Origin of the sequence: Fischerella major NIES-592 (assembly GCF_001904645.1) — a bacterium.
GTDB classification, from domain to species: domain Bacteria; phylum Cyanobacteriota; class Cyanobacteriia; order Cyanobacteriales; family Nostocaceae; genus Fischerella; species Fischerella thermalis.
The window spans coordinates 25,447-51,258 of sequence record NZ_MRCA01000009.1; the positions used below are offsets into that span (position 1 = coordinate 25,447).

General features: G+C 39.1%; 25 protein-coding genes and 1 pseudogene. 13 read left to right on the top strand and 13 right to left on the bottom strand.

The window, feature by feature from the left end; all coding sequences use genetic code 11:
• The first annotated feature begins 1 nt into the window (after position 1).
• From NIES592_RS16210 to NIES592_RS25950, 3 genes are all read left to right on the top strand, one after another.
• Complete coding sequence (locus NIES592_RS16210) at positions 2-1,324, top strand: CO2 hydration protein (protein ID WP_009457865.1); 1,323 nt, start codon at positions 2-4, stop codon at positions 1,322-1,324.
• Positions 1,325-1,805: 481 nt separating this feature from the next.
• Positions 1,806-3,314: a UbiD family decarboxylase gene (locus NIES592_RS16215; RefSeq protein WP_073556297.1), complete on the top strand. Its 1,509-nt coding sequence runs from the start codon at positions 1,806-1,808 to the stop codon at positions 3,312-3,314.
• 121 nt (positions 3,315-3,435) lie between these two features.
• Positions 3,436-3,567: a hypothetical protein gene (locus tag NIES592_RS25950; RefSeq protein ID WP_256678152.1), complete on the top strand. Its 132-nt coding sequence runs from the start codon at positions 3,436-3,438 to the stop codon at positions 3,565-3,567.
• Positions 3,568-3,661: 94 nt separating this feature from the next.
• Here the strand turns inward: NIES592_RS25950 and NIES592_RS16220 are convergent, their stop codons facing one another.
• Entirely contained in the window at positions 3,662-4,336 is a 675-nt protein-coding gene (locus NIES592_RS16220) for an ABC transporter ATP-binding protein (RefSeq protein ID WP_009457861.1), read from the bottom strand.
• A 367-nt stretch (positions 4,337-4,703) separates the two neighbouring features.
• Here NIES592_RS16220 and NIES592_RS16225 point away from each other — a divergent pair, with 367 nt between their 5' ends.
• Both NIES592_RS16225 and NIES592_RS16230 read left to right on the top strand, forming a co-directional pair.
• Complete coding sequence (locus NIES592_RS16225; RefSeq protein WP_073556298.1) at positions 4,704-5,642, top strand: Sll0314/Alr1548 family TPR repeat-containing protein; 939 nt, start codon at positions 4,704-4,706, stop codon at positions 5,640-5,642.
• Between the two features lie 169 nt (positions 5,643-5,811).
• Positions 5,812-6,264 carry a DUF3531 family protein gene (locus tag NIES592_RS16230; RefSeq protein WP_062245115.1) on the top strand — a complete coding sequence of 151 codons (453 nt, stop codon included), beginning with the start codon at positions 5,812-5,814 and terminating at the stop codon, positions 6,262-6,264.
• A 24-nt stretch (positions 6,265-6,288) separates the two neighbouring features.
• Here the strand turns inward: NIES592_RS16230 and hpsP are convergent, their stop codons facing one another.
• The 4 genes from hpsP to hpsL all read right to left on the bottom strand — a co-directional run bounded on the left by hpsP (position 6,289) and on the right by hpsL (position 11,709).
• Positions 6,289-7,464 (bottom strand): hormogonium polysaccharide biosynthesis glycosyltransferase HpsP, encoded by a 1,176-nt coding sequence (gene hpsP / locus NIES592_RS16235; protein WP_073556299.1) that lies wholly within the window; start codon positions 7,462-7,464, stop codon positions 6,289-6,291.
• Positions 7,465-7,617: 153 nt separating this feature from the next.
• A complete protein-coding gene (gene hpsO / locus NIES592_RS16240; protein ID WP_073556300.1) occupies positions 7,618-8,802 on the bottom strand; it encodes a hormogonium polysaccharide biosynthesis glycosyltransferase HpsO in 1,185 nt (394 codons plus the stop codon).
• Positions 8,803-8,902: 100 nt separating this feature from the next.
• Positions 8,903-9,913, bottom strand: coding sequence for a hormogonium polysaccharide biosynthesis glycosyltransferase HpsN (gene hpsN, locus NIES592_RS16245; RefSeq protein WP_062245104.1), 1,011 nt, complete (start codon positions 9,911-9,913; stop codon positions 8,903-8,905).
• A 95-nt stretch (positions 9,914-10,008) separates the two neighbouring features.
• Positions 10,009-11,709 (bottom strand): hormogonium polysaccharide biosynthesis protein HpsL, encoded by a 1,701-nt coding sequence (gene hpsL, locus NIES592_RS16250; protein WP_062245099.1) that lies wholly within the window; start codon positions 11,707-11,709, stop codon positions 10,009-10,011.
• 175 nt (positions 11,710-11,884) lie between these two features.
• Between hpsL and NIES592_RS25285 the strand changes: the two genes are divergently transcribed.
• Positions 11,885-12,055 carry a hypothetical protein gene (locus tag NIES592_RS25285; RefSeq protein ID WP_178379565.1) on the top strand — a complete coding sequence of 57 codons (171 nt, stop codon included), beginning with the start codon at positions 11,885-11,887 and terminating at the stop codon, positions 12,053-12,055.
• Here the strand turns inward: NIES592_RS25285 and NIES592_RS16255 are convergent.
• The gene (locus NIES592_RS16255; protein WP_062245096.1) at positions 12,048-13,127 is read right to left on the bottom strand and encodes a glycosyltransferase family 4 protein; all 1,080 of its coding nucleotides are present in this window, start codon (positions 13,125-13,127) and stop codon (positions 12,048-12,050) included. The two genes, NIES592_RS25285 and NIES592_RS16255, sit on opposite strands and share 8 nt — an antisense overlap.
• A 371-nt stretch (positions 13,128-13,498) precedes the next feature.
• Between NIES592_RS16255 and NIES592_RS16260 the strand changes: the two genes are divergently transcribed.
• A complete protein-coding gene (locus tag NIES592_RS16260; protein ID WP_062245092.1) occupies positions 13,499-14,005 on the top strand; it encodes an Hsp20/alpha crystallin family protein in 507 nt (168 codons plus the stop codon).
• A 177-nt stretch (positions 14,006-14,182) separates the two neighbouring features.
• On the opposite strand, the pseudogene NIES592_RS16265 reads toward NIES592_RS16260, so the two are convergent.
• Both NIES592_RS16265 and NIES592_RS16270 read right to left on the bottom strand, forming a co-directional pair.
• Positions 14,183-14,569: pseudogene (locus tag NIES592_RS16265) on the bottom strand (alpha/beta hydrolase family protein); the annotation flags it as partial.
• A gap of 257 nt (positions 14,570-14,826) precedes the next feature.
• The gene (locus tag NIES592_RS16270) at positions 14,827-15,954 is read right to left on the bottom strand and encodes a peptidylprolyl isomerase (protein WP_009457840.1); all 1,128 of its coding nucleotides are present in this window, start codon (positions 15,952-15,954) and stop codon (positions 14,827-14,829) included.
• A 326-nt stretch (positions 15,955-16,280) separates the two neighbouring features.
• Between NIES592_RS16270 and NIES592_RS16275 the strand changes: the two genes are divergently transcribed.
• Entirely contained in the window at positions 16,281-16,628 is a 348-nt protein-coding gene (locus tag NIES592_RS16275) for a YbaB/EbfC family nucleoid-associated protein (protein WP_062245087.1), read from the top strand.
• A gap of 62 nt (positions 16,629-16,690) precedes the next feature.
• Positions 16,691-17,209, top strand: a complete 519-nt coding sequence (locus tag NIES592_RS16280; RefSeq protein ID WP_178379571.1) for a low molecular weight protein-tyrosine-phosphatase — start codon at positions 16,691-16,693, stop codon at positions 17,207-17,209.
• 223 nt (positions 17,210-17,432) lie between these two features.
• On the opposite strand, the gene NIES592_RS16285 is transcribed toward NIES592_RS16280, so the two are convergent.
• A complete protein-coding gene (locus NIES592_RS16285) occupies positions 17,433-18,107 on the bottom strand; it encodes a rhomboid family intramembrane serine protease (RefSeq protein WP_062245081.1) in 675 nt (224 codons plus the stop codon).
• Between the two features lie 293 nt (positions 18,108-18,400).
• Here NIES592_RS16285 and NIES592_RS16290 point away from each other — a divergent pair, with 293 nt between their 5' ends.
• Positions 18,401-19,408: a hypothetical protein gene (locus tag NIES592_RS16290; protein ID WP_073556301.1), complete on the top strand. Its 1,008-nt coding sequence runs from the start codon at positions 18,401-18,403 to the stop codon at positions 19,406-19,408.
• A gap of 140 nt (positions 19,409-19,548) precedes the next feature.
• Here NIES592_RS16290 and NIES592_RS16295 read toward each other — a convergent pair whose 3' ends face one another.
• Both NIES592_RS16295 and NIES592_RS16300 read right to left on the bottom strand, forming a co-directional pair.
• On the bottom strand, positions 19,549-19,974 hold the full coding sequence (locus tag NIES592_RS16295; RefSeq protein WP_062245075.1) for a hypothetical protein: 426 nt from the start codon (positions 19,972-19,974) through the stop codon (positions 19,549-19,551).
• Between the two features lie 153 nt (positions 19,975-20,127).
• On the bottom strand, positions 20,128-20,571 hold the full coding sequence (locus tag NIES592_RS16300) for a Spy/CpxP family protein refolding chaperone (RefSeq protein ID WP_073556302.1): 444 nt from the start codon (positions 20,569-20,571) through the stop codon (positions 20,128-20,130).
• Between the two features lie 359 nt (positions 20,572-20,930).
• Between NIES592_RS16300 and NIES592_RS16305 the strand changes: the two genes are divergently transcribed.
• A complete protein-coding gene (locus tag NIES592_RS16305) occupies positions 20,931-22,148 on the top strand; it encodes a sensor histidine kinase (protein WP_073556303.1) in 1,218 nt (405 codons plus the stop codon).
• Positions 22,148-22,801 (top strand): response regulator, encoded by a 654-nt coding sequence (locus NIES592_RS16310; RefSeq protein ID WP_009457823.1) that lies wholly within the window; start codon positions 22,148-22,150, stop codon positions 22,799-22,801. The genes NIES592_RS16305 and NIES592_RS16310 overlap by 1 nt, the downstream gene beginning before the upstream one ends.
• Before the next feature lie 127 nt (positions 22,802-22,928).
• Here the strand turns inward: NIES592_RS16310 and NIES592_RS16315 are convergent, their stop codons facing one another.
• Positions 22,929-23,801: a HEAT repeat domain-containing protein gene (locus NIES592_RS16315; RefSeq protein WP_073556304.1), complete on the bottom strand. Its 873-nt coding sequence runs from the start codon at positions 23,799-23,801 to the stop codon at positions 22,929-22,931.
• A gap of 477 nt (positions 23,802-24,278) precedes the next feature.
• Positions 24,279-24,704, bottom strand: coding sequence for a nucleoside deaminase (locus tag NIES592_RS16320; RefSeq protein ID WP_062245058.1), 426 nt, complete (start codon positions 24,702-24,704; stop codon positions 24,279-24,281).
• A gap of 147 nt (positions 24,705-24,851) precedes the next feature.
• Here NIES592_RS16320 and NIES592_RS16325 point away from each other — a divergent pair, with 147 nt between their 5' ends.
• A complete protein-coding gene (locus tag NIES592_RS16325) occupies positions 24,852-25,667 on the top strand; it encodes an ion transporter (RefSeq protein WP_073556305.1) in 816 nt (271 codons plus the stop codon).
• The last annotated feature ends 145 nt before the right edge of the window (positions 25,668-25,812 follow it).

Consider the following 25,812-nt stretch of genomic DNA (forward strand, 5'->3'; position numbering starts at 1 on the left):
AATGGTAAAAGCACTAGATAAACCTACAACTAAATTACCGCCTTCTACTCATGAATTTGCAGAAATAATTCACCGTTTAGAAGCTGGCGGTTCAATGTTACCGGATACGCCAGAAAATTTGATGCAAATTATCGGCATTTATAAGGCTTATGCAGTGCCGATGGATTTCTACTGGCGTGACTTACTTTATATTGCCGAACAAGTTTTTTTAGATCCCTTTCCCTTCTTTAAATACTTCATTTCTCAGGAGTACTTAGAGCGGCATAATCATTATGCTGGTGACGATGCTGATTTGCGAATTTGGCGTGGTGAAGCAACAGCCCATCCAGAACTTTTGGCATTTATGGAAAAGGGTGAAACCTTTAAAATGCCAAAATTGCTTCATCATTGGTTTCATGACCGCATAAATATGGAATTTGCCGAAGAGTGTATGCGGGCAATGCTTTGGCATCGTCATATGTACGCACCAGTAAATCAATTTGATGCCTATCTCGACAGTGAAGAGTACAAAGCCAATGCCGATCGCGCTATTAAGGCGTACTTCCAAGGCAACCCTGTAATGTTAGGACTCTATAAACTGTTTCCAGATATGTTTTTGGAACAGTGCCGCCAAATGTCTTATTATGCCAACCTGGGCTTGTTCTGGGAAGTCATGGCTCCAGTTTTCTTTGAAATGTCGGACATCTATGATGAAGGGGGATTTAAAGGCGTCCCCGATGCCATGAATTTTTTGGTCAATGGAATTTTTGCGATCGCAGGTCGTCCCATTTACCATCATGTTTACATTCGGGGAGAATGTTACGAAATTATCCCTAAGTCTAAGGGCTTTACCTGGCTTTATGAGGCAGCATTACCTTATGTAGAAGCTGTTTTCTATCGTACTTCTCCTTTCCGAGGTACAAAATCTTACAATGCCCAAGCCAGACAAATCCCTGATAAGCAAGAAGATTTCCACTACGGTATTTTATATGCCGATGTATTTCCTGTAGGGACTGCGGGCATTCCACCAACACTTTTAATGCAAGATATGTTGCATTTCTTACCCCAATATCTTGTGGATTATTACAAACAACACTGTCGTGGTGAGGACGATATGTTGATTCAGTTGGGAATTAGTTTCCAACGGTCAATGTACAACGTTACTTCTGCGGTAATTCAAGCTTTACGGACTGCACTCTTATATCCATTAGATGATCCAAATCCCAAACACTTACAAGCAAATCGAGAATTTTTTGAAGCACAATTAAATCGTTTTTGTCGCCCTGAATATGGCATGCGTGATGCTGCGCGTTTACGGCAAATTCAACGACAGGATTACAGATAAATCCTGAGTTATTAATATCCCCAAATTCTTAGATAACCCGGCGATATCGGCTTTAGAATTCTCACTAATCATATAGGATTTTATATCAATCCCCCTTAAGCAAGGGGGCTTTATTTTAAATGTCAAAATAAAACCTCCTTATTGGAGGCGTTGTGTTACCTTCACCCTTGAGAGTTTGTGACAAAGTTTTAGAAGGGTAGCAAATAATTGTTACTAATGCGAAGTCATCCCTAAGGCTGCTGGAGTAATCTTAGACATTACTTAATGCCTCCAAGCCATTGACCATAATATCCTCATTTTATAACAGACTAAAAAGTAAGGAATTTTCTTAGTGCCTTAGTGTCTTAGTGGTTCAAGATGTATTTTTTATCACCAAAACACTAAAATTTTTCGTGCGATCAACCAGGGACTAGGGGTGAGGTAAGAGAAATAACAGATAATATAAAAAGCGCTTCATAGTTCTTAAAAATTTTCTAACACAATGGCAAGAGATTTACGGGAATTTATCAAACTTCTGGAACAAAAAGGACAACTACAGCGAATTACAGCGCCAGTAGATCCAGATTTAGAAATTGCGGAAATTTCCAACCGCATGTTACAAAAGGGCGGCCCAGCGTTATTGTTTGAAAATGTCAAAGGTTCATCTATACCTGTAGCGATTAATCTGATGGGGACGGTAGAAAGGATATGCTGGGCGATGAATATGCAGCATCCCCAGGAGTTAGAAGAATTGGGGAAAAAATTGGCGATGCTACAACAACCCAAGCCGCCCAAAAAGATTTCCCAAGCGATTGATTTTGGTAAAGTGCTGTTTGACGTACTTAAGGCGAAACCAGGAAGAGATTTTTTCCCCACTTGTCAGCAAGTGGTGCTGCAAGGGGAAGATTTAGATTTGAATAAGTTACCTTTAATACGTCCTTATCCAGCTGATGCTGGGAAGATCATTACTCTGGGATTGGTGATTACCAAGGATTGCGAAACGGGTATACCCAATGTTGGCGTGTATCGCTTACAACTACAATCTCACAACTCAATGACCGTTCACTGGTTATCGGTGCGGGGTGGGGCGAGACATTTACGCAAAGCAGCCGAACGTGGGAAGAAATTAGAAATCGCGATCGCACTCGGTGTTGATCCTCTAATTATCATGGCAGCAGCCACACCAATTCCGGTAGATTTATCTGAATGGTTGTTTGCTGGACTTTACGGTGGTTCTGGTGTGCAGTTGGCAAAGTGTAAAACTGTAGATTTGGAAGTTCCTGCCGATTCGGAAATAGTCTTAGAAGGGACGATTACTCCAGGGGAAGTTTTACCAGACGGGCCTTTTGGCGATCACATGGGTTATTACGGCGGTGTAGAAGATTCGCCCTTGATTCGCTTCCAGTGTATGACACATCGTAAAAACCCAATTTATTTAACTACATTTAGTGGACGTCCACCCAAAGAAGAAGCGATGATGGCGATCGCTCTTAATCGGATTTATACTCCGATTCTGCGCCAACAAGTTGCGGAAATAGTCGATTTCTTCTTGCCAATGGAAGCTTTGAGTTACAAAGCAGCCATTATATCTATAGATAAAGCCTATCCTGGGCAAGCACGACGGGCAGCATTGGCGTTTTGGAGTGCGTTACCACAGTTTACTTACACCAAATTTGTGATTGTGGTGGATAAAAATATCAATATTAGAGATCCGCGTCAAGTCGTCTGGGCAATTAGTTCTAAAGTAGATCCCACACGGGATGTATTTATTCTAGCCAATACACCCTTTGACAGCTTGGATTTTGCCAGTGAAAAAATAGGTTTGGGCGGACGCATGGGTATTGATGCTACCACAAAGATACCACCAGAAACCGAACACGAATGGGGCGCACCCTTGGAATCAGATCCAGAAATAGCGGGGATGGTGGAAAGGCGCTGGGCGGAGTATGGTTTAGCAGATTTGCAACTGGGAGAAGTTGATCCGAATTTATTTGGTTACGATTTGAGGTAAAAATTATGACACCAGCAATATTGCTGGTGTCTAAAAATCGGAGAAACAAGCGTGAACAATCAAGCAGCAAAGTTAGCGATCGCTTTAGCATTTATTTCAACCTAATACCTGGGTGAGACTTTTGGAACTACTTAACCCCTACAGCTTTGATGAAGCACTACTGCTGTGTTCAATTTCCCAAGATGAGTGGATAGCCTGGATACCAGATCATGGAGAAGCAGTACTCAGTACCAGGCAATTTAGAATCATTTAGTCAATAGTCAATGGTCATTTGTTAGTGGTTAGTTGTTAGTGGTTAGTTGTTTACTCCTCACACCTCCCCATTACCCCATCTCCCCGATCACCAATCACACCACCGAAAGGGGTTCTTTAACCTTGCTTGTGAGTGTCAAAGGGTCAATTACTTCTAGTTCACCATGTTTGATACTCCAGCAACGGTCGGCGACTGCTAGCATATCTCCTGCATCGTGAGTTACTACCAATAGTGTCCAATCTTGTTTAAGTTTTGCTAATAAATTGACTAATTGCCGACGCATTGACCAATCCAAGCCGGCGGTAGGTTCATCAAGTAATAATAAGTGTGGTTGACGAATTAATTGCACAGCTAGGGCTAAACGTCGCTGCTGACCTCCACTTAAAGCCTGGGGTGATGTAGCCAATGATAAATGCTCTAATCCCACCTCTTGCAACGCTTGTTTAACTCTTTGTGTTCCTAACTCTGGATGTCCTAAGCGTAATTCTTCTAGAATCGTACCCCCGCAAAAATGCCGTTCGGGAAACTGAAATACTAAACCCGCTAATTGTTGTAACTCTTCGGCAGTCAGGGTTTGTTCGTGCCAAGCAACAGAGCCGGATGTAGGTTCAGCTAGGCCGGATAAAATTTCGAGTAGCGTACTTTTTCCAGAACCACTTGGTCCAATAATCAAACCCAACTGCTGGGGTGCCAAATCCAGATTAATTGATTTGAGAATTGCTGTTGGACAAGCTGTGGGGTGGTAAACTACATTTCTGAGATAGAGCATTTGTTAAGACTACCAAAAAGAGTTAGGACATATCTATTAACTACACACGCTCGCATCTGCTAAGTCCCGAAAAAGTTAACAGGACATTAGCTATGCTTACATAGTAAATATTTAGCAGCTATAAGATATTCTGCTTTTCTTTAAATTCTAAGAGCAACAGAAACGATCGCTCCTAATTGTTTTTATTGTGGCAAACTTATTTTGGAACAACAGCTAAAACAAAATATGGGAACCTGCTAACATCAAGGCAGTCAAACTGTATACAAAGTTTTTTTCGGAAATACCCACTAGTCTTCGTTTATCTTTTTGGATTCTAAGTAACATATAAAACAATTTCAACAGTAATCATTCTGAAGGAAACACAACAATGAGTAAATGGTTTCCATCTGTGCAAGCAATTCGAGCTGCTAAGCTTGAAACCTTTGTCCAAGTTAGTCTTGCAGCGACTTTATTTCTGAATGTATGGGTTAATCCTTCTGTTGCTGCCGATCCTTTTCGGACAAAAGAAGCACGTAATATAGGTGACAAAACTGAAGCAGCTTTTAAAGCTATTTTCCAACAGGGAGACTACAAAGCAGCAGAAGCTTACCTACAACAGGCATTAATCAGCGAACCTAATGAACCTTTAGCCTATGCAATGAAGGCATCGCTAGCATACACCAACAAAGATTGGACAACACTAGATACTTACAGCAAAAAAACTTTAGAAATAGGACAAAAGTTAATTGCTAGCGACCCCTTGCGTGGTAATATTTACACTGCCGTTGGTCATTTCTTAGAGGGAGCAGCACTAGTTCGCCGTCAAGGTACTGTTAACGGTGCTACACAGGCATTAAGTAAGTTACAAGAAGTTTACAAGTATTTAGATAAAGCACAGGCAATTTCTGCCAACGATCCGGAACTCAATTTACTCAAGGGTTACATGGATTTGATGCTAGCTGTGAATTTGCCTTTTGCCAATCCCAAACAGGCAATTGAACGCTTGGACAAAAATGCTGCACCTGAGTACTTAGCGGATCGGGGTATTGCCTATGGGTATCGAGATTTAAAACAGTACAACCAAGCACTGGAGTATGTAAATCGGGCTTTAAAGGCGACATCTAATAATCCAGAGGTATATTACCTGAAAGCCCAAATTTTGCGGGGAATGGCAGGAAAAGAGAAAAATCAAGAACTTTTACAGGAAGCGGTAATAAATTTTGACCAAGCACTAGCGAAGAAATCTCAACTACCAGCAGGTTTAGTAAAACAAATTGAACGTGAACGCCGCAAAGCTGCACAGGATATTGCTCGCGCTCAAAGATAGTGGACTGTGCTATTAATTTTGATTGGTTTGTAGTAAGGACTTTAGTCCTTAAAATTTTAAGCCCTAAAGCGCTTACTACGAACTTTTCTCTATCTGAGTTTTCTTGCCTGACTCACCTATAATTTAGTTTGGTAGCTTTGAGTAAGATTCTGTTAAGCAATTGTAAGTAATGGAAATACAGTTTCGTGAATTTAATCCTTTTGATTTGTGGATTTGGCTGAAGTTCAGTACTGTACCTTCACAACGTGAAAAGGAGTATGTCGAAGAACTTTTTGATTCCTGGTTTTACATGGGTAAACTGGGCGCATTTAATGCTGAAAATCTCCAGGTACAGGAAACAGGGTTAGATCTTAGCTATATGAACTATGACTCTGATGCGTATGATAGAACTTTGTTAGCACTGATGCACAACAAAGGCGAGTTTGAGTATCAGGGTCAATGGGGACGTTGCTGGTTTGACTTGGGAACTTCAGATGCGATCGCCTTGGATATTCTCATTAACGCCCTCCAACAGCTGGGTGTAGAATACGTCACCATTGATGAAGTTTACATCGGCGGCGAAAATGATGATTGGCCTGTCGAGGAAAGTGACAGTCGTCCTTCGTTTATATATGATAACTAGTAACAAAAATCGAACCACTAACCACTAACCACTAACTAAAATTTGCTTGTATGCTTGGATGGTTTGACGAGCGATCGCATCCCAACTATAGTTGTGCAATGCATACTCTTTCCCATTTAACCCCCGGCGTTGACATTCCGCAGGGTTTTGCAAAGCGGTACGTAGTGAATCAGTGAGTGCTAGCACATCTGTTGTAGTTACCCATCCTGACTGACTTTCCTGGACTTGTTGGCAAATATGTACTTGATCTGAAATTACTACAGGTGTTCCTGCTACCATTGCTTCAGCAACAGCGATACCAAAATTTTCGTAGTATGAAGGCAAGACAAATAAATCGGCTGCTTGCAGTAGACTAGATTTGAATTCGCCAGTGACAAAACCAGTAATTGAAGTGTGCGATCGCAAGCCAGAATTAGCTATCTGTGATTTGATTTTTTGCTCATAACCTGGATCTTGGGGATTAGTTCCAGCTAAAACAAAGTGAAAATTTAACCCTTCAGCTAGAAGGTTTTCCAAAGCTGGAATTAATAAACTCAGACCCTTTTTTGGATCAATTCGTGACATAAACAAAACCAATGGTACATTAGCAGCAATACCAAATTGCTTTCGTATCAAATTTTCCTCATTTTTCTTAGGAGGAATAACACCCAAGGGAATCACCAAATCCCGTGTCGCTACTCCAAATCTTTCTGAAATTTTCGCTTCCTGAATACTAGTGAAATGAAGTGCAGCAGCATTAGCTATATTGGCACGTTCTAATATGGCAGCATACATTTGTTTCAAGTATCTTTTCTTTCTTAAATCGGCTGGATCAAGAGTACCTAGAGGACGCAAAATATAAGGCAGCTGTCGTTGACGACAAATTGCCGCAGCAGCACTACTAATAGGAGAAAATAGTGCGTGAATATGGGCTATATGAAACTCTTGGGCGTGGCGATTTAACCAGTTGCATAAATCAAGAGAAAATTTGTAGCGGCGAAAAGGGGCGCAACGAAAATAAATTATTTCATAACCATCTTTTTGAATAGGGACATTTAAGGTGACATCTAGAGGTTTTTGACCGTTATCACCGTTACTATCGGTTGTGATCACAGTTACTTTTACACCTTCTTTGGTTAACGCCGGGGCTAATCCAAGTACCATTTGACTAGGCCCACCGTAAATTAAGGAAATGGAAGGGACTATTTGTAGAATATGCATAAGTTATATTTTTTTTATTAGTCAGAATAATTGATTGTTAAATTTACGTTTAAATATGAATTGAGGCTGAGAAAATATATTTTTATTATTCGACCACCGATGCACACAGATAAACACAGATGACCACAGATAGATTTTTCGTGTGGTTTTATGTTATTGTTTTTGACTAATAAATAATTTTTGATAAAACTCTAGTTGTTGTTTTGCTAAAGCTTTGTTTGTATATTGTGCTATTGTTTTTTGGTAGCCCATTTCACCTAAGTTTTGGGCAAAGTTTGGCTTTTCTATTAGTTGGAGGATACAATTAGCAAGGGCTTGGGCATTTCCTTCAGGGAATACTAAACCAGCATCACCAATTACGTGAGGAATTTCACCAGAATCAGAACCAATGACAGGTACTTGACAAGCCATTGCTTCGATTAATACATGACCGAATTGTTCTTTCCAACCTATGGCGGTTAATGTTTTAAATTTGTATGTTGTTTCTGATGGTAGTACTAGGGTATTCATTAAGTTGATATATCTACAAACTTGATCATGGGGGACGCTTTCTACGATGATTATTCTGTCGTGAATTTTATTTTCTGCGGCTTTATTCATTAACTCTGTTCGCAATTCTCCCCGTCCCAGTAGCAGTAATTTCCAAGGTTTATCTTTTGGTAGAAGAGTTAAAGCATCTATCAGGGTTAACAAGCCTTTTTCTTTGACAAATCGCCCCACGAAACCAACAATAAATTCCTCTGGTTGAATACCTAGTTGTTTGGCTAATTCTGGTTGGGGTTGAGGGTAAAATACACGTTCATCTATACCTAATTGAGGCATGACTTTAATAGGACCTTGGTATCCACGTTGACGTAAAATTTCAGCACCGTCTTGATTGCCAGAAATAATCCCGTGGGTGTTTTGTAGATTATATTTTTCTAATAAAGCAGCTGGAAATTTTAATGCGTATGGTAAGTTCCACCAGGTAAAAAATAAGTTTTTTGCTTTCAAGCCTAATAATTTATTTAAGGTAATCATTTGAGCATAAGCAAGACTTCTCGAAGCTTGCTCTACTTGAATGATTTGGGGACGAAACTGTTGTAACAAAGATATTAATTCTGTCCCAAAAGTCAGTAATCCCTGATGATTTTGACTAAAATTAGAAACAGGTATGATGCGAAATTTACCTTCTTCTTGATATTGTGGTTCGATAATTTTGTTTTGCACTCCCCCAGGTTGCCACTTTTTTGGCACTACAACAGTTACTTCAATGTTGGGTTCTAACTGGGATAAAACGCGTAATTTTTCACAGTTAAGGTCTACGATATAAGTATGGCTAGCGACTAAAATTTTCATAAATTATGATAATAGGTAATTGAAATGCAGAGTATTTGTGTAGAGAATTTGCTATGTATTAATGATTTTTTTTACTCAATAATGACCAACCAACAACAATTTAAACACTCTCAACTTGTTTATCTAGATGAGTGTAAATTTGTCCATCATTCCATAGAGATTGGATGATTGTTCCTAAAGCTTTCGCAAAACCTAATGTGTAGAAAATGGCGCGCGTGAAAACTTTGATGGGTGAACCACTTTTGTGACAAGGGGGACGTCCTAAGACGTGACAATCAAACAAACGGGCGTAAAGACGTAAAGCTTGACTCGCAGTAAGATTTTTCAAACCCAGCAAGAAATGATTGTGATAGAAGGTGAGTTGATATTTGAGCGATCGCATACTAATATCATGACAGCCACCTGTTTCTTCCCCTAAATGCACTAAACTAGCTTCTGGGTCGTACCAAATCTTATAGCCTGTTCGCCGCAACCGCAAACAAAAATCGGATTCTTCTCGAACTGCACTACCGCAAAATCTCTCATCAAAATTCAGTCCGTGCTTGGTAAAAATTTCGCGGCGAAATGACATATTACAACCCCTTGCTGTCAGAACTTCTTGGGGTTTGACTGTATGTACTAAATCTATATAATACCAAGCAATACCAGGATCCATTGCTTGGGGAGGTAAATATTCGATACTCTTGTAAGGTGTATCTCCCTGTGTTCTTCCTTGGGCTGTATCAGCTATTTTCATTCTGTCAAAAACTCGTCCAGCAACAGCCCCTATTTCTGGTTTATCTAAATAATTTTTGGCATGAGCTGTTAAAAATCCAGAATTTAACTTGACATCATCATCAATAAATAAAATTATCTCTCCTTTCGCGCGTCGCACTGCATAATTGCGCGCCCCTGGTAAGCTAGCCCAATTTAAACGAAACCATTGAATTTTTCCTGCTGTTGCTTGTTCTGATAAAAAAGCTTCAATTTCTGGTTCGTGTTTTGGAGTTTGATCTACTACTAAAACTTCAAAATTTGAGTAGTCTTGTTTCAATAGGTCGATGATACTGTCTCGCAGTGGTTCTTCACGACCATAAGTTGGAATAATTACAGAAATAAAAGGTAAATTCATATTAATAGTTATTTGTCATTTGTTAGTAGTTATTGGTTAGTAGTTAGTGGTTGGTGGTTGATAATAATTTCTCTACTCCCCCCATCACCCCTACCCTACGGGAAGCCGCGCAGAGCGCGTCTACACCCCATCACCTTTTTCCCTGTCTCCCCTTCGGCTTGTGCTTGTTGCAGTCTTTCCATTTTGTCTATAGTCGGCAATTTTAAAAGAATGCCAGCAGCAAACCAATAATAAACAGCAACTGGATCAACATCCAGAGGATAGTAATAAGTGTTGTAACTAATAAACAATATAAACACCCACATAGCAGCACCGTAACTGCGGAAATTACGGTTTTTTACCAATCGATACTGCCGGAAACAAATAATTGTTAAGGTAGTGACTAAAACTATGAATCCTAATAACCCAAATATTCCTACTTCGTAAAGAACTTTCGGATAATAGGTTTCTACTAATTTAGTGGGACCCATTGCACGGGCGGAGTTAGTAGCACGACCTAAACCACTTCCGAATGGGCTATCTACACTTTTCCAATTCTCTTCAAATTGTTGAACTATAAATTCATAGGGAGGAGAAGCATTCCAACGGGCTATAAAACTGTCTGTTCTCTCTTGGACAACGGTGGGATTACTCACTATTGCAATTCCCAAAAGTAGGGCTAGTCCTCCAAATATAGGAATAAACTTTTTCAAATTAGCAATTTGACCAGTCAGTACAAGTAACATTACAAAACAGACTGGCACTAAAGCTAAAGCTATTCTTTGTCCAGAGATAACTGCATTAATAAATACAGATGCCATTGAAGCTAAACTGATAATCCGCCAAATAATCGAAGGGTCACTAAAGCCAGTTGCAAAAGTGAAAAATGTGCTAGAAATGAGAAACCATGCCCATTGCCAAGGTGCAACAAATGTTCCTGGCAAGCGAATCATTCCTTGACTAGGGCTATAAACTAGTGAACCGCCAAAAAAACATCGTGCTTCCAATGAAGCTTTAAATAAAGCAGCACCTTCCGCATTTCTTGTACCTTCACATATGCCAGTTAATAATAATAAATATTGAATAAATCCTAGTACACAGGAAACAAGAATTAAAACAATTTGTAAGCGTGAAATAAATAGAAAATCCCGCTTATTACGAATCAAATAATAAACACAAGCAATCAGAGGTACATAGCCTAAAAATACTTTTAAGCCCAAAATTCCCATACCAAGAGGGAATTCTTTGGGTGCTTGTTTAAAGAGTCCTACAGGAGGCGGGTTGAACTGCTGTCCACCATTTATAAATAACAGTGTGATTATGCACAAGCCTAATAGAATATATAGTGGGGTTTTAATTCCTTCAGGAATAATTATCGGTAGTTTCTGTTTGCGGCAATTCTGCCAAACTGCAATTAAAGCAGGAACATAGAAAGCGTCTTTCGCCAATTGTAATACGGGACTATTGCCGATGTAGTAGGTGATAGTTCCGCCAAACGGCACATAAAAAATAAAGGCAAACAAAGCTTGGCGGGGATATTTGTAGGCAAGGGACATAACTATTATTCCCATTACAGCCGGGACAGCCGCCTTAATTCCAGCTGCTAAAAAAAGAATAAAACCAATGAATAAACCCCCACCAATGGCGGGAGTTAGTGTATTAATAAGTTCTTGACGTGCCTGTGCTGCTTTGCGTTTTTGGGCTAAACGTTCTTTGAGGGTAAGAGTAGGAACCTCTTGTTTTTTCTGCTTTTTTGTTTTTCTATTTTTCTGATTTGTTTTTTTCTTTTTCTGGGATTTTTGCTTTGATTTCGGCATGATTTGCTATCAATACGTCCCTAGAATAGCTGATCATAGCCTTGTAAGGATGAAAACGTAAATAATCGTCCGATTATCCCTAATCTGCTGCGTGCTGATGCTACCAATCTCAGCCGTTAATTACGCAGTATGGTAAAAAATTGTCTGTTTGCTAGTTATCAAGCTAGGATTCCCATTGTCTAACTGGAAGCACCTTGCTTGGCCAGGACTGCTACGCAGAAACCGCGATCGCCCGGCAAAAGTACCTGAAAAAGTACTTTACCGGATGAAGAATCACTTAGAAGTGCGGGATATTACTGAAGCCCAAGTCCTGGACTGGGTGGTGTTCAGCGTGATCACTATTTAATTAGTCGACTTGCAAGAGTCCGAGAATAACCATTGCGAGCAAATTTTTCTCCGAGAATTTGTTGATAAACAGCTTCATAACCGTCCACCATGCTTTTCACGCTAAAATGTTGTTCTACGTGAGTGCGACAAGCACGACGGTCGATTTCTCCTATACGATTGATTGCCTCTACAAAATCTTCAATGCGATCGCACAAAAAGCCTGTCTTACCATCCACAATAACTTCTGGCACTGAACCCAAAGGTTTTGCAAGTACAGGGGTTCCAGCCGCCATCGACTCGATCATCACCAATCCAAAAGGTTCGCGCCATGTGATGGGGAATAGCATTGCTAAAGCCCCACCTAAGAGTGCATTTTTCTGTGAGTGACTAGCTTCACCTAAAAATTCAATCTGCTTGCCGTCAATATGAGGCTTAACCTGGCTCTCAAAATAGTCTATATCTACCTGATCAACTTTACCCGCCATTTTAAGTGGTATACCCACTCGTTTAGCAATCTCAATGGCGATGTGTGGCCCCTTTTCTGGAGACATTCGTCCCAAAAATGCTAGATAGGGGGGATCTTGTGGTTGGGAATAAAACTGATGGCTGTCTGTATCAATGCCATTGTATACAGTTGCAACATAGTTTAATCCCAATTTTGGCTCTCGCTGAGCATTGGATATGCTAACAAAAGGTTGCTTGTAACTTGTAGAAAAAATTTTTTCGTTATCTGGAGTGAATATACCGTGTAGTGTGTGAACTGTAGGAGTGGTAACGAAATCTGCGTAAATTAAAGCTGGATAACCTACATGAGAATGAATGATGTCAAATTCCTGTGCTTGTTGATATGCGCGGCTTAGTAGCAAAGTTTCGTAAACATTGTATTCTTTAACATTAGGGTCTAAACGTAAAGCTTGAGGATAAACGGACTCTAATGTTGCGGAAGTGATCGAATCCCCCGATGCAAATAGCGTAACTTCATGACCACGCCGGACTAATTCATCAGTTAATAAACTGACAACCAACTCAACACCACCGTACGCAGGAGGAGGTACTCTCTCCCACAAAGGAGCAATTTGAGCAATTCGCATGTCAATCTCCTAATTGCTAAGAAATAGCTCAAAGAATTGATTTGATTCAGTCTCTGAAGAATAAGAGTTTTGATTAGAATTTAGCAGAAATAGAGTTTTAATCGTAAAGACCTGTAAACACTACATACCAAGTAGAAGGAACCGTACTTAATACTAGAAGTATATTTTATAAGATATTTAAATTTAACCTTCTGCGAATTCTAATTTCAATTACCAGGTGTGCAAAACCTCACTCTCTAATTCGTATTGTCTGGATTTTCACTACATAAAACTTGAGGCAATATTGTGAATGTCAGCAGTGACAGAAGTTGAAAACTGCTAAGTCTAAATAAATCAGGTATCTAGTAATCAATGCAGAGGTCAATAATATTATGATGATTCGCTACTTGCAACCAATCCGCGAACTAGAAAACTTGCGTCGGCAAATGGATCTAGTTTTTGATGAACTCTCAGCACAAACCGCTCAGACAAACGATACATCAACAGCTTGGGTTCCTGCTGTAGAGTTAATTGATACTGGTGATAACTTGGTGTTCTACGCACAATTACCTGGTGTAGCAGCTAAAAATCTGGATATACAGGTAACTCGTGATGCTGTAGCGATCGCAGGGGAACGTCAGCGTCAGCATCAGTCTGAAAATGCCAATTACCTACATTCAGAGTTTCGTTATGGCAAGTTTCAACGCGTTGTGAACTTACCTGTTGCCGTACAAAATGACAAAGTGCAAGCAGATTTTCGCGATGGTATCCTGACTCTGACTCTCCCGAAAGTTGAACAAGTCCGTAATCGTGTTGTTAAAATTAATTTGGGTGAAAGTACTGCTGATGCTGAGAAAAGCATAGATACAACTGCTCAAACAGTTAACTCTCAAAATTAGTTGAGAATTATTAGACTTCTTAACAAAAGTCTAATTAACCCCCGAAACGGCGGGAAGAAATCTGTTTTAGAAAACGAACACAGATGGACACCGATAAACACAGATAGATTATCAGTGTGCATTTGTATGCATCTGTGTTCGTTATTACCAGAAATTTTCATACTTGCCACAATACCATTACTTTAGCAAATATTCTTTCACAAACATTACAGTTGCATAGAACTGGAAATCAATATTTTGCTTCTTACTAAACCCATGTCCTTCATCTTTCGCCATCAGATAGCAAACAGGAACATTATTCTTTCTGACTGTCTCTACAATTTGTTCGGCTTCTCGGAGAGGGACGCGGGGGTCATTTTGACCGTGAATTACAAATAGTGGTTTTCTGATGTTACTGGCGTTATTGACTGGTGAAATTTTCAGCAGGAATTCTCGCATCTGTGGATCACGTTCATCACCGTACTCGAATCGTCGTAAATCACGCCGATAACTTTCAGTATTTTCTAGGAAGGTGACAAAGTTGGAAATACCAACAATATCAATGGCAGCACGGATGCGATCGCAAATGCACTTGGGGAGTATCAGCGAAACGGGTGGAAATTAGCATTTCACGCCGAAACTTGGTAGCAGAAAGACTGCAAGTAGTGTAGCAAACAAGAGTGATAAAAATCGCATCCTTGGACTCAAGAAGGCTGAAGAGTGAAGTATAAAGTATAAATTTTTCTTTTCTATTTTTCCTCTCCTTCAGTTCTAATTTTTTAAGGTGGGCGACGCCCACCCTACAGAAACAATTTACTCAAATCCACGGAAAACTGTTGTAATTATGCTTCCTTTGGCTCTACTAAATTTTCTGCACCTTTGACGACTTTTGCCGATTCGATTTTGTCACCTGCTTTTATTTCCCGTAAAACATCTTTTCCTTCGACAACGTAACCGAAAACAGTGTAACGACCATCTAACAGATTACGTCCAGCTGGAGTAAGTTCTGGTTCATAAAGGAAGAAGAAAAATTGTGAAGAACCACCGTTATTGTCACTTTCGGGACGAGCCATAGCTACTGCACCGTAGGCAGAAAATGGCAGCACTGGTAAATCAGTGTAACGGCCTGCTTGTTCTGATGTAATACCATAAGTTGGTTCTTTGTCACCTTCAAAAAGGATTTCTAAAGGAATAGCCCGGTATTTTTTTGTTTTGGGGTCAATAAAGCCTACTTCTTTACCTGGTGGATCACCAGTTTGTACAACATAAGATTCTTCTGCACGGGTAAAGGGTAAGCCATCATAAAAACCTCGTTGTACTAAATCAACAAAATTCCCCGCAGTAACAGGGGCACTATAACCGTCCACTACAAGAGTAATAGTACCCTTTGTAGTTTTCATTTCTATGGTGGCACGACCTTTGAGTTGCGGTAAATTGCTATATTCTTTGGGAACTTCAAAGGGAAATCCCTGCACCATCAAATCTTCTAAGTCACCGACGAGATTTAATAGCTCGGCTCGTTTTGTTAAGATTTGTTCTTTGTTTTTGGTTTTAGCCGCTTCTTCCAGGCTAGTTAGACCTGATTTCAACTCAGAAATCAAAGCTTCGGCTTGGGGTTTGTTGACTTCTGGTACACTAGCCAAAATTTGAGCAGGATTGTTAAGAATCCGTGATGCTTTGCTGAGGTCTTTGGAAACAGCACCCCAGCGCCGATTGGCCCGTAGTTGGTTTGATATATCTTCCAAGCTGCCTTGCAGTTCCCGCACAGGCTTATTATCTATTGGTAATGCATAACGCAACAGCGCTTTACCGTCAGTAATTGCATTTCCTGCTGGTAGTCCAGCACTAGTGGAGGGAGTCCACCCAGCTGTACTTACCCCTAAAAAAAGTGTTACCAACAGGAGTGTAATGAGAGTATTCTTCAACCGAGATTTTAATAACTTGAACATGGGATGGCTCAAACGCAGCATCAACTTCTTGACTAAAACAATTCGGAAATGGGAATTCGCGCTTACTGGACTTAACCATCAATAATCTTCCCACAGTACAGGAAACATCTGTCAGGTAAAGAGAATAGAAGGCAGAGGAGCCACTGCGGTGGATGGGTTTCCCGGTATAAAGGACGTGGCGTGGCACAAGGATAAATACTAATACTTCACCCTTCATTCTTGTTAAAATTGACAAAATTTTGAAAATAAGATGATTGAGAGTAAAAATTAGGTAAATGACACACCGCATCTATAATTGAATTTATTGAAATTGACTTATTAATCAAAACACAGGTGGACAATCTCATATGACAGGTAAAGGACAGGGATTTGGCTTTGGCTTAGGAAAAATGAAAGAACTAGCTGAAGCCTTTAAGAAAGCTCAGCAGGTGCAAGAAGGAGCAAAGCGACTTCAGGAAGAACTGGAGCAAATGGAAATTGAAGGTGAAGCCGGCAATGGTTTTGTGAAGGTAATAGTCAGTGGGAACCAAGAGCCTAAACGGGTAGAAATTTCCCCTGATGCCCTTAATGAGGGTGCAGAGGTACTTTCTGATCTGGTAACTGCGGCAATGAAAGATGCTTACAACAAATCCACAGCAACAATGCGGGAACGTATGGAAGAATTGACAAGTGGATTGGAACTTCCTGGGTTCTAGATTTATGGTGATTTGTCATTTGTCTTATTCTAATGACAAAGGACAAAGGACTAAAAATTTCTATGCCTTACAAACTTTTGTTTGTCTGCCTGGGAAACATCTGCCGATCGCCTGCGGCAGAAAATATCATGAATTACTTGATCGAGCAGAACGGGTTGAGCGAGTCTTCTTTCCAGACGCCAGGCGATCGCATTATCTGTGACTCTGCTGGCACATCTAGTTATCACATCGGTAGCCCACCTGATCGACGTATGTGTGCTGCGGCACTTGAAAGGCTAGGAATCAAACTCCGTGGTCGCGCTCGTCAGTTTCAAAAGTCAGACTTTCAAGACTTTGATTTGATCTTAGCTATGGATCGAGAAAATTATGACGATATCCTATCTATGGATCCAACGGGACAATATCACCACAAAGTGCGCTTGATGTGTGACTTTTGTTCTCGGCATACTCTTAAAGAAGTTCCAGATCCCTATTATAGTGGTTCAGAGGGCTTCAATCAGGTGATTGAACTACTCCTTGATGCTTGTGATGGTTTGCTGCAATACGTTTCTAATCAAGAAGACAGAAGGCAGTCGCGATGATATTTCACCACCTAGTATGAAAAACCTCACCCCCTACTCCTCTTTTGAGCAACCAGAGGTGCTGAATCCGGGGTGAGATTTTTCGGTTTTTTGGCAAACTAGGCTTTTAAGAAGCAGGGAAAAGGGAAAAGAATGTTCTCAGATGAGGTAGTAGGGTGAAGTCTTCTGCCCATCTGCCCATCTGCCCATCTGCCCATCATCAAGTTTTCCCTTTACTCAACCACTAATAGTCTCGTCTACGCAGTCCCAATAAGGGGCCAAGCACCACTCCAGCGACAAAACCACCAATATGCGCCCAGTAAGCTATTCCCCCCGTCTCTACGCTCATATTGGCAGCTGCTTGTAGACTGGCGACACCAGAAATCACATTTTGGATAAAGAAAAATCCGATCAGAAACAAAGCAGGAATTCTCACAGTGGTGACAAAAATACCTAAAAATATTAATGTCACAACTCTTGAGTGCGGAAAGGCTATAATATAAGCTCCTAAAATCCCAAAAATTGCACCACTTGCTCCCAATGAAGGAATCTGAGAATTCATGCTGATAAACCACTGACATAGGGCAGCAAAAGCACCGCAACTGAGATAAAAAATTAAATACTTAAAATGCCCCAATCTATCTTCTATATTGTTGCCAAAAACAAATAGAAAGAGCATATTTGAGATTAAATGCCACCAATTACCATGTAGGAATTGAGACGTAAATAATGTTGTCCATTCGCCAGCGAAGTTGGTAGTTAATTGTACTGGTATAACTGCATATAGCTGCAAAAATTGATTTAGTTGTTCAGTTGATAGTTGGAGTTGATGCAGAAAAACTAAAACGTTCATCCCAATCAAACCATAAGTTAGATACGGAGTGATTCGTGTTGGATTTTCATCGTACAGAGGAAACACTGGTTTTGTTCCTATAATCTATTAACTGCAATATAGCTTGTGTGCCTGCTCAAAAAATAATATTCAAAATCAAAACTTGGGTAATAAAGATTACATGTTATGCTTGTGTCAGCCTGGCATCTCACGATATTTTGTTGTTTATACTTTTTATTGTATTTGCCAGAGCATGTGAGAATACTGACAATTAAGAAATAATATGTTTACTTATTCACTAGCTTTTCAGTATATTTCTGTAGAAAATTTCATCTTTCTCTCAATTCTCGGTAAACGTTAAACCTCGAATAAGCTGTCAGATGAACACAAATATTAATTCAAACATAACCGACATCATTGATCAGCATCTTCCCCTGATAGAAAAAATTCCTAATAAGGCTCCAGAACAGGCAAAGTTGGATTCCCCAAGCATAGCGTTGTTCGAGCAAAACTTCATGCAACTGTGGCAGGAAATCACACACAGTTTTGAGAAATTACTGCAAGAAGTCAGGAAAAAGCGGCAAAATGTAGATATCGACTTGAAAAAGCAAGTAGAAGTGACATTGCAAGTCTGTCGAACTTACACAGGAATTCCTTCTATTGACGAAATTGAAAGGCGTGTGGAAATTGAGAATAGCTACGAAATTGTATATGAAAAGTACCTGAATGAGGTTCGCACCTATTTCTTGCAACATCTGTCGTCTTTAGATGATGGACTGAAGCGATCGCTTGAGCAAGTGAAATCTCAAATAGCAGAGATACTGATTACCAAAACAGAATTAGGAAAACTCACTGACAGCAAAGGTTCTGAATTCATCAAGATACTAGCAACAGAAATACCAGATCAACTTATTCCAGGCGTACCGAGTAAACTCAAAGTTGCATTTCAAATCTTGGCTGAGTTAGAACTAAACTATCGAGAATTTATACTTTATCGCATTCGTCCCCATCTAGATGGGCTGACTCCTCAACAAGCACAAACCTTGAAGTTGACTATCTTGCCTTCTGCTGAGCAAGTATTTCTCAATCTCAAGATAGCTCATGCCGAAAGTGTTCGTAAATGTGAAAAAGCATTAAAACAGTTGCTGAGTGAACCTAGTCAAGTTGCTTTTGCGATCGTAGAAGAGTTTGTTGATCGCACAATACGGACAGCAGATGTGGAAAATGAATGGCGAATCTTACTACAAAAATTACAACCAGGTTGGGATGATTTTTTGTTTCAACCAGAGCAAATTCAACGCGAGTGGATCAATTCTCCACAGCAAAACACATATGCAAATATAGCCATGAGTGAAGTTGAGGATATTTTTGCACTCATTGACTTTTAAGTCATAACAAAAATTGGTACAAATATTTTTTACCCCACCCTCACCCTCCCCGTTTACGGGGAGGGAATTAACTTTTGCTACTGTAAACGGTGGGAATAAAGGGGGTATCTAGGATTTATGCAAGAGGTTTAACTTAGACTTTATCTACGATAAGAACCAGGATTTATGTAAGTACGATTAGGTGTCCGCAGGACAGTACCGTTAGGTCCTTTGTAAACATCATAACGAACACCGTTATAGAGAGTGCGACCGTTGGGACCCTTTACTACGTCACGATTAACACCGTTATAGATGATAGTACCATTCCGACCCTTGTAAACATTGCGGTTGACACCGTTAACGATCACACGACCATTGGGACCTTTTACCACGTTACGGTTTATACCGTCATAGATGACACCGCCATTCGGACCTTGGTAGAAATCACGTCTTTGGCCATTGACATAGACAGCACCATTGGGACCTTGATAAACTGTCGGTTCTGCATGGGCCATAGTAGGAATAGCGGTTGTGCCAAGGGCAAGAGCAGAAGCAAAAATTAGATATGAGCGTTTTAAATTCAACATAATTATCACTCCTCATTGTTCATTGAGTATTTTGGTTAAGTAGGTCAGACTAAATCAACATACTTTACTGTTATCATAGGTAGTATTTAGTCATCAGTAATTAAATACTACCTACTAGAATATACTATTTGCTCAGGATACTTGTATTCGCTCCTAACGGTTAAATTGTTGACGACGTGAGCGTTTACTTTCACGCATTTGTTGTAGTTGCTGTCTTTGTTCAGGAGTCAAAACAGCGTCAATTTGAGATTTTTGAGACTCCATTATTTGCCGCATTTGAGCTTTTTGATCTTCAGTAAGATTGAGGGAGGCTTTTAGATTGCGTCTATTTTGACGATTTTGCCTTGCATCTGCCAGCTGTTCCCGTTGTTGCGGGGTGAGAACTGCATCCATTTTAGCTTTTGTATTACGGCGGATTTCTGCTATTTGGGCTTTTTGTGCATCTGTTAGCCCTAAACTTTGGAGTGGACTTTTACCTTGAGGAACTTGTGCTATTAGGAAAGGAGATGAGGTTGTTTGTGCTTGAACTGCAAAGGGAAGAGCAGTTAAACTGAGGACAACGGCACCAGTGATCAGTGATAATTTTTTGAGTGTCATTTGTGCATCTCTAGCTTTTTTCTGGGTTTCTTTATCTCCATCTTACGGAGTGATATTTAACAGTTACATGAGGAGAAAGTCATGTGTAACCCATGACTTAAGTCATGTTTATTACGTGACGATTAATATAATGTAAACTCACATAAATCTCTTTAAAATTAGTTCTAGCTGAAGTAGCCAATAATAAGTAATAGGCAATGGGCAATGGGCAATAGAGAATATACGTGTAATTAGTTCTGTCTAATTACTCGCATAAAAATATTTTTTTACTTTTCCCTTAACCTTGCCCATTTGCCCTAATCACCACTTCGTGGAAATCCCGATTGTTCCATTTTTATTTTTATAGGAGGTATATTTTTGTGAGTAGACCAATTAATATTAGCAATCATCCTTTTCGGTTTTTACTTTATTTGGAATGGATATTACTGATTATTTCTGCTTTTGCTGTTTTAATACCTTCTCATTTTCAACGTTTTAACAATCAGTCTATAGAGTTAACTATTCTTAGTTTGCTTGTTTTTGGGTTAATGGGCTTGAGTCTACCTACAAATAATAAAAAAATAAAAGTAATTTACACAATTATAGAAGTAATTTTAATTTTATTCATTTCCTTTTATAATACTAAACCATCTGGAAGATTTTTCCCATTTTTATACTTGGTTTTAGTAACTCGTAGCTGTTTTATTTTTCAAATGCAAGGTCGTTTGATTATAACAGCTTTATCTTTTATATTATTTATGGTTTCTTTATCGCAAAGAAAACCTCCTCGTGTATCAGTACAAATAGCACCGTTTATCCAAGAAAGATTTTTATTTTATAACTTTGTAGTTGCTCTATTATTTGGATTAGCTTTAGTGTTTGTATTGATGTTGATGAATACAATTTTATCTGAAAGAAAAAGTCGAGATGAACTAGCGATCGCTAATGAAAAATTACGTCAATATGCTTTAAAAATAGAAAATCAAGCAACTTTGGAAGAACGCAATCGAATTGCTCGAGAAATTCATGATTCTTTAGGACATTCTCTGACTGCTTTAAATTTACAATTAGAAACTGCTCAGAAATTGTGGCAATCTAATCCAGAAAAGGCTCAAACATTTTTAGCAAGAGCAAAAGAATTAGGTTCAAAAGCATTACAAGATGTCCGACAATCAGTTTCTACTATGCGTTCTCATCCGTTACAAGAACAATCTTTAGAACAGGCGATCGCTAATCTAGCAGAAAATATGCAGCGTACAACAGGAATCTTGCCAATTCTCAAAATAAATTTAGCTTATCCTATTTCTGCTGAGATTAGTACCCCAATTTATCGAATTATTCAAGAATCATTTACAAATATTTGCAAATATGCTCAAGCTACAAAAGTTAAACTGGAACTGACAACTACAGATACAACTTTATATTTACTAGTTGAGGATAATGGTAAAGGCTTTGATTTAGGACAAAATACGACAGGTTTTGGACAGCAAAGTATGCGCGATCGCACTTTAGCATTAGGTGGAAAATTTAATATTAACAGTACTCCTGGTTCTGGTTGTCAAATTAAAGTTGAAATCCCATTACTGAGGTATAGGTAATGATTAAAGTCTTGCTAGTAGATGATCAAAATTTAATTCGTCAAGGATTAAAAGCATTATTAGAACTAGAACCAGATTTAGAAATTGTTGGAGAAGCAGAAAACGGAGAGGCTGCTATTACTTTGATTGAAGAATTACATCCAGATGTGGTGTTAATGGATATCAGAATGCCAATTATGGATGGAGTTGCAGCCACACGAGAAATTCATAAGCGTTTCTCTAACATACAGATTTTAGTATTAACAACTTTTGATAATGATGAATATGTAACAGCAGCATTACAAAATGGTGCGATGGGCTATTTACTCAAAGATACTCCTTCCGAAGAATTAGCTGTTGCTATCCGTGCTGTGCATAAAGGATATACTCAATTAGGTCCAGGTATAGTCAAAAAACTTTTAACTCAATTCCCACCAATTGCACCCAATAACTCCCCATCTCCGCCACCAAGTTTAGCTGAACTGACTCCCAGAGAAAAAGAGGTTTTGCGGCTAATTGCAACTGGTGCAACTAATAAAGAAATTGCCCAACAACTTTATATTTCCGAAGGCACAGTCAAAAATCATGTCACTAATATTTTAAATCGCTTAAACTTACGCGATCGCACCCAAGCAGCAATCTTTGCCAACTCATTTTTATCTTATTTAAACTAGTAACATGTCTACCCTAACTTTGTACATAAATCCGAACATCTCCTCTTCTTTCTCTGCGTTCTCTGTACCTCTGCGGTTAATTAAGGAAATATCTGAACCCAGTCACGTTACTATGGTAAATCTATGATCATTTGGCCCGTCTCTGTTTCTCTTTCTTTAATATCACAAGGGGATCCTTGACAGCAGTAACTGCTTCTGGGCGGAATTGTAATGAGGGATTTTGCACAACTTGTAGCGCTTTTTCCAAATGAGAAATAGTTGTATCTATTTCTTTGATAGATAATTGACTAAGATTTTCTTGCCAACTCGAGCTAATATCACCTAAAGCATAAGCTGCACTGTGACGAACAGTTTGATCTGTATCTTGTAGACGAGTAACTAAAGCAGGTACAGCTGGTGTTGCTGCTTGACCGATACTACCTAAAGCAGAGATAACACTTACCCGCATCCAAGCATCTTTATCCTCTAATTTTTTCATCAGTGCAGGTACAGCAGATGCTGCATCTTTTCCCATAGCGCGTAAAATATGAGCTGCACCGTAACGTTCTTGTTGATTCTTGCTATCTAACCCAACTACTATGTAAGGCACATAGGCTTGTCTACCCATTTTAGCGATCGCTTGGACTGCATGAGAACGAACCGTCGCATCCTTGTCATCAATTGCACGCATCAGAGCCGGTATAGCTTGGGCAGCATTAGGGCCAATTTTAGCAATAATTACTAATGCACTAGTACGTACTCGCGGATCACTATCTTGTAAAGCTGCAATTAAAGCGGGAACAGCAGGCTTACCCACTGTTGCTAAATAATCTATAGCAGCAGTACGCTGTTGGGGGTTCTTTAAGCGTTGGATATAGGACTTAATTTGTGTTTGATTTTGTGACTGTGCTGAAGTAGTGTTGATAATTAGTAAAGGCGATGAAATACAAATGAAAGCGATCGCGATTTGGGAAACTATGACTTTTAAGCGCAGTTTGTGAGTAAATCTAGTCACAAGCATAATTTTGGCAATTTATTTCTCCGATGAAACAGACAAAGCCCTGAAAAAATTAGTTCCACCTTCAAAGCATAAAGCATACTGTACAACTGATGTGAATTGAGGAGAGAACAGAAATCATGTTTTAAAATCGACCACAGATACACACCGATGGACACAGATGAAACAGACAACCAACGCAAAAACTATCTGTGTTCATCCGTGTTCATCAGTGTTCGCTAATTATTATCCCTGCCACTCCGCCACAATCTCAAAAAAATCGACCACAGATACACACCGATGGACACAGATGAAACAGACAACCAACGCAAAAACTATCCGTGTTCATCCGTGTTCATCAGTGTTCGCTAATTATTATCCCTGCCACTCCGCCACAATCTCAAAAAAATCGACCACAGATACACACCGATGGACACAGATGTAGATAGATTTGGTGATTTTTGGTTTTTCTCCATTACCCATTGCCATCAATATATACTACTATTTAAACAACTCTAAACATTCTTCTCTCAAAAGACCTTTTTTAACTTGAATTTTTCTAAAACTTTTAGCAATAATCTCTTCGCAAGATATTTCAATTTGTGATTGATTTACTGATATTAAATCTTGAATGGAAGCACCATAAATAATTTCTGATACACTAGCCCAAACACAAGCAGTTGCACACATTGCACAAGGTTCACCAGTTGTATATATGCTATAACCCTCCAAAGAATTGTTTTGAAGTTTTGCTGTTAAACTGCGAATAACATTAATTTCTGCATGGGCAGATGGATCATGATCTCGCTTCACAGTGTTATGAGCAACAGCAACCACTTCTCCATCTTTAACAATTACAGCCCCATAAGGTGCATCTCCTTTCTTTGCTTCTGTTATGGCTAAACGCATCAAATCTTCTGGAGTCATATAATTGAGATATAATTTATGGGTTTGAAAGGATATTTAGTCAGTATATATCAATCTGATTGTAGTTGTTAATATGATTTTTTCTACTAACCACAAAGTACACGAAGAATATAAGGAAAGTAACATTAGAGACAAAGAAGAGTTTTTATGTTGTTGACAAAAGAGAAAACTGCTTTTTATCTAGCTGATTTGGAAACACCAGTAGGCAAATTAATTAATTTAACTATTGCTGGGTTGGTTTTATTGTCTTCAGGGATTTTTGTCGCAGAAACTTATAATATACCTGATGTTGTTAGATTTAATTTAAATATATTAGATAATATTATTTTAGTCATTTTTGCTTTGGAATACTTTCTGCGCTTGTGGAGTGCTGAAGATCAAGTTAAGTATGTTTTAAGTTTTTATTCAATAATTGACTTAATCGCAATTCTACCATCTTTTTTAGGAGCGATTGATATTAGCTTTTTGCGTCTATTGCGGTGGTTCAGAATCCTAAGGCTGATTAGGTTTATAGACAAAAAATACTTATTTGGTATCAGCAGTGAAGATGGTGTAATTTTTGCTAGAATATTGTTTACTCTATTTGCAATTATCTTTGTATATTCTGGCTTAATCTATCAAGTTGAGCATCCTGTTAACTCGAAAATTTTTGCTACTTTTTTGGATGCTTTTTATTTTTCCGTAGTGACGATGACGACTGTAGGTTTTGGTGATGTCACTCCCACTTCAGAGTTAGGTCGCTTGCTGACGGTCTTAATGATTCTAACAGGGATTGCGCTTATTCCTTGGCAAGTAGGTGATTTAATTAGACGCTTAGTAAAAACTGCAAATCAAGTAGAAACTGTTTGTCCGGGATGCGGTTTAGCTTTTCATGATGCTGATGCGGTATTTTGTAAAAGTTGTGGCACAAAATTACAAAATTGTATAAACACTCACAATCTAAAGTTAAATAATAAAAAATAAAATATTTCTTTATAACTAGGGTAAGACGACAAAACAACCGTCGTATTGAAATTGTCACCCCTTCAGGCAGATTACGTTTAAAGAGCGATCGCTATCTATTGTCCCAACAAACAGAAACTTATAACAAGAAAGACTTTAACTTACT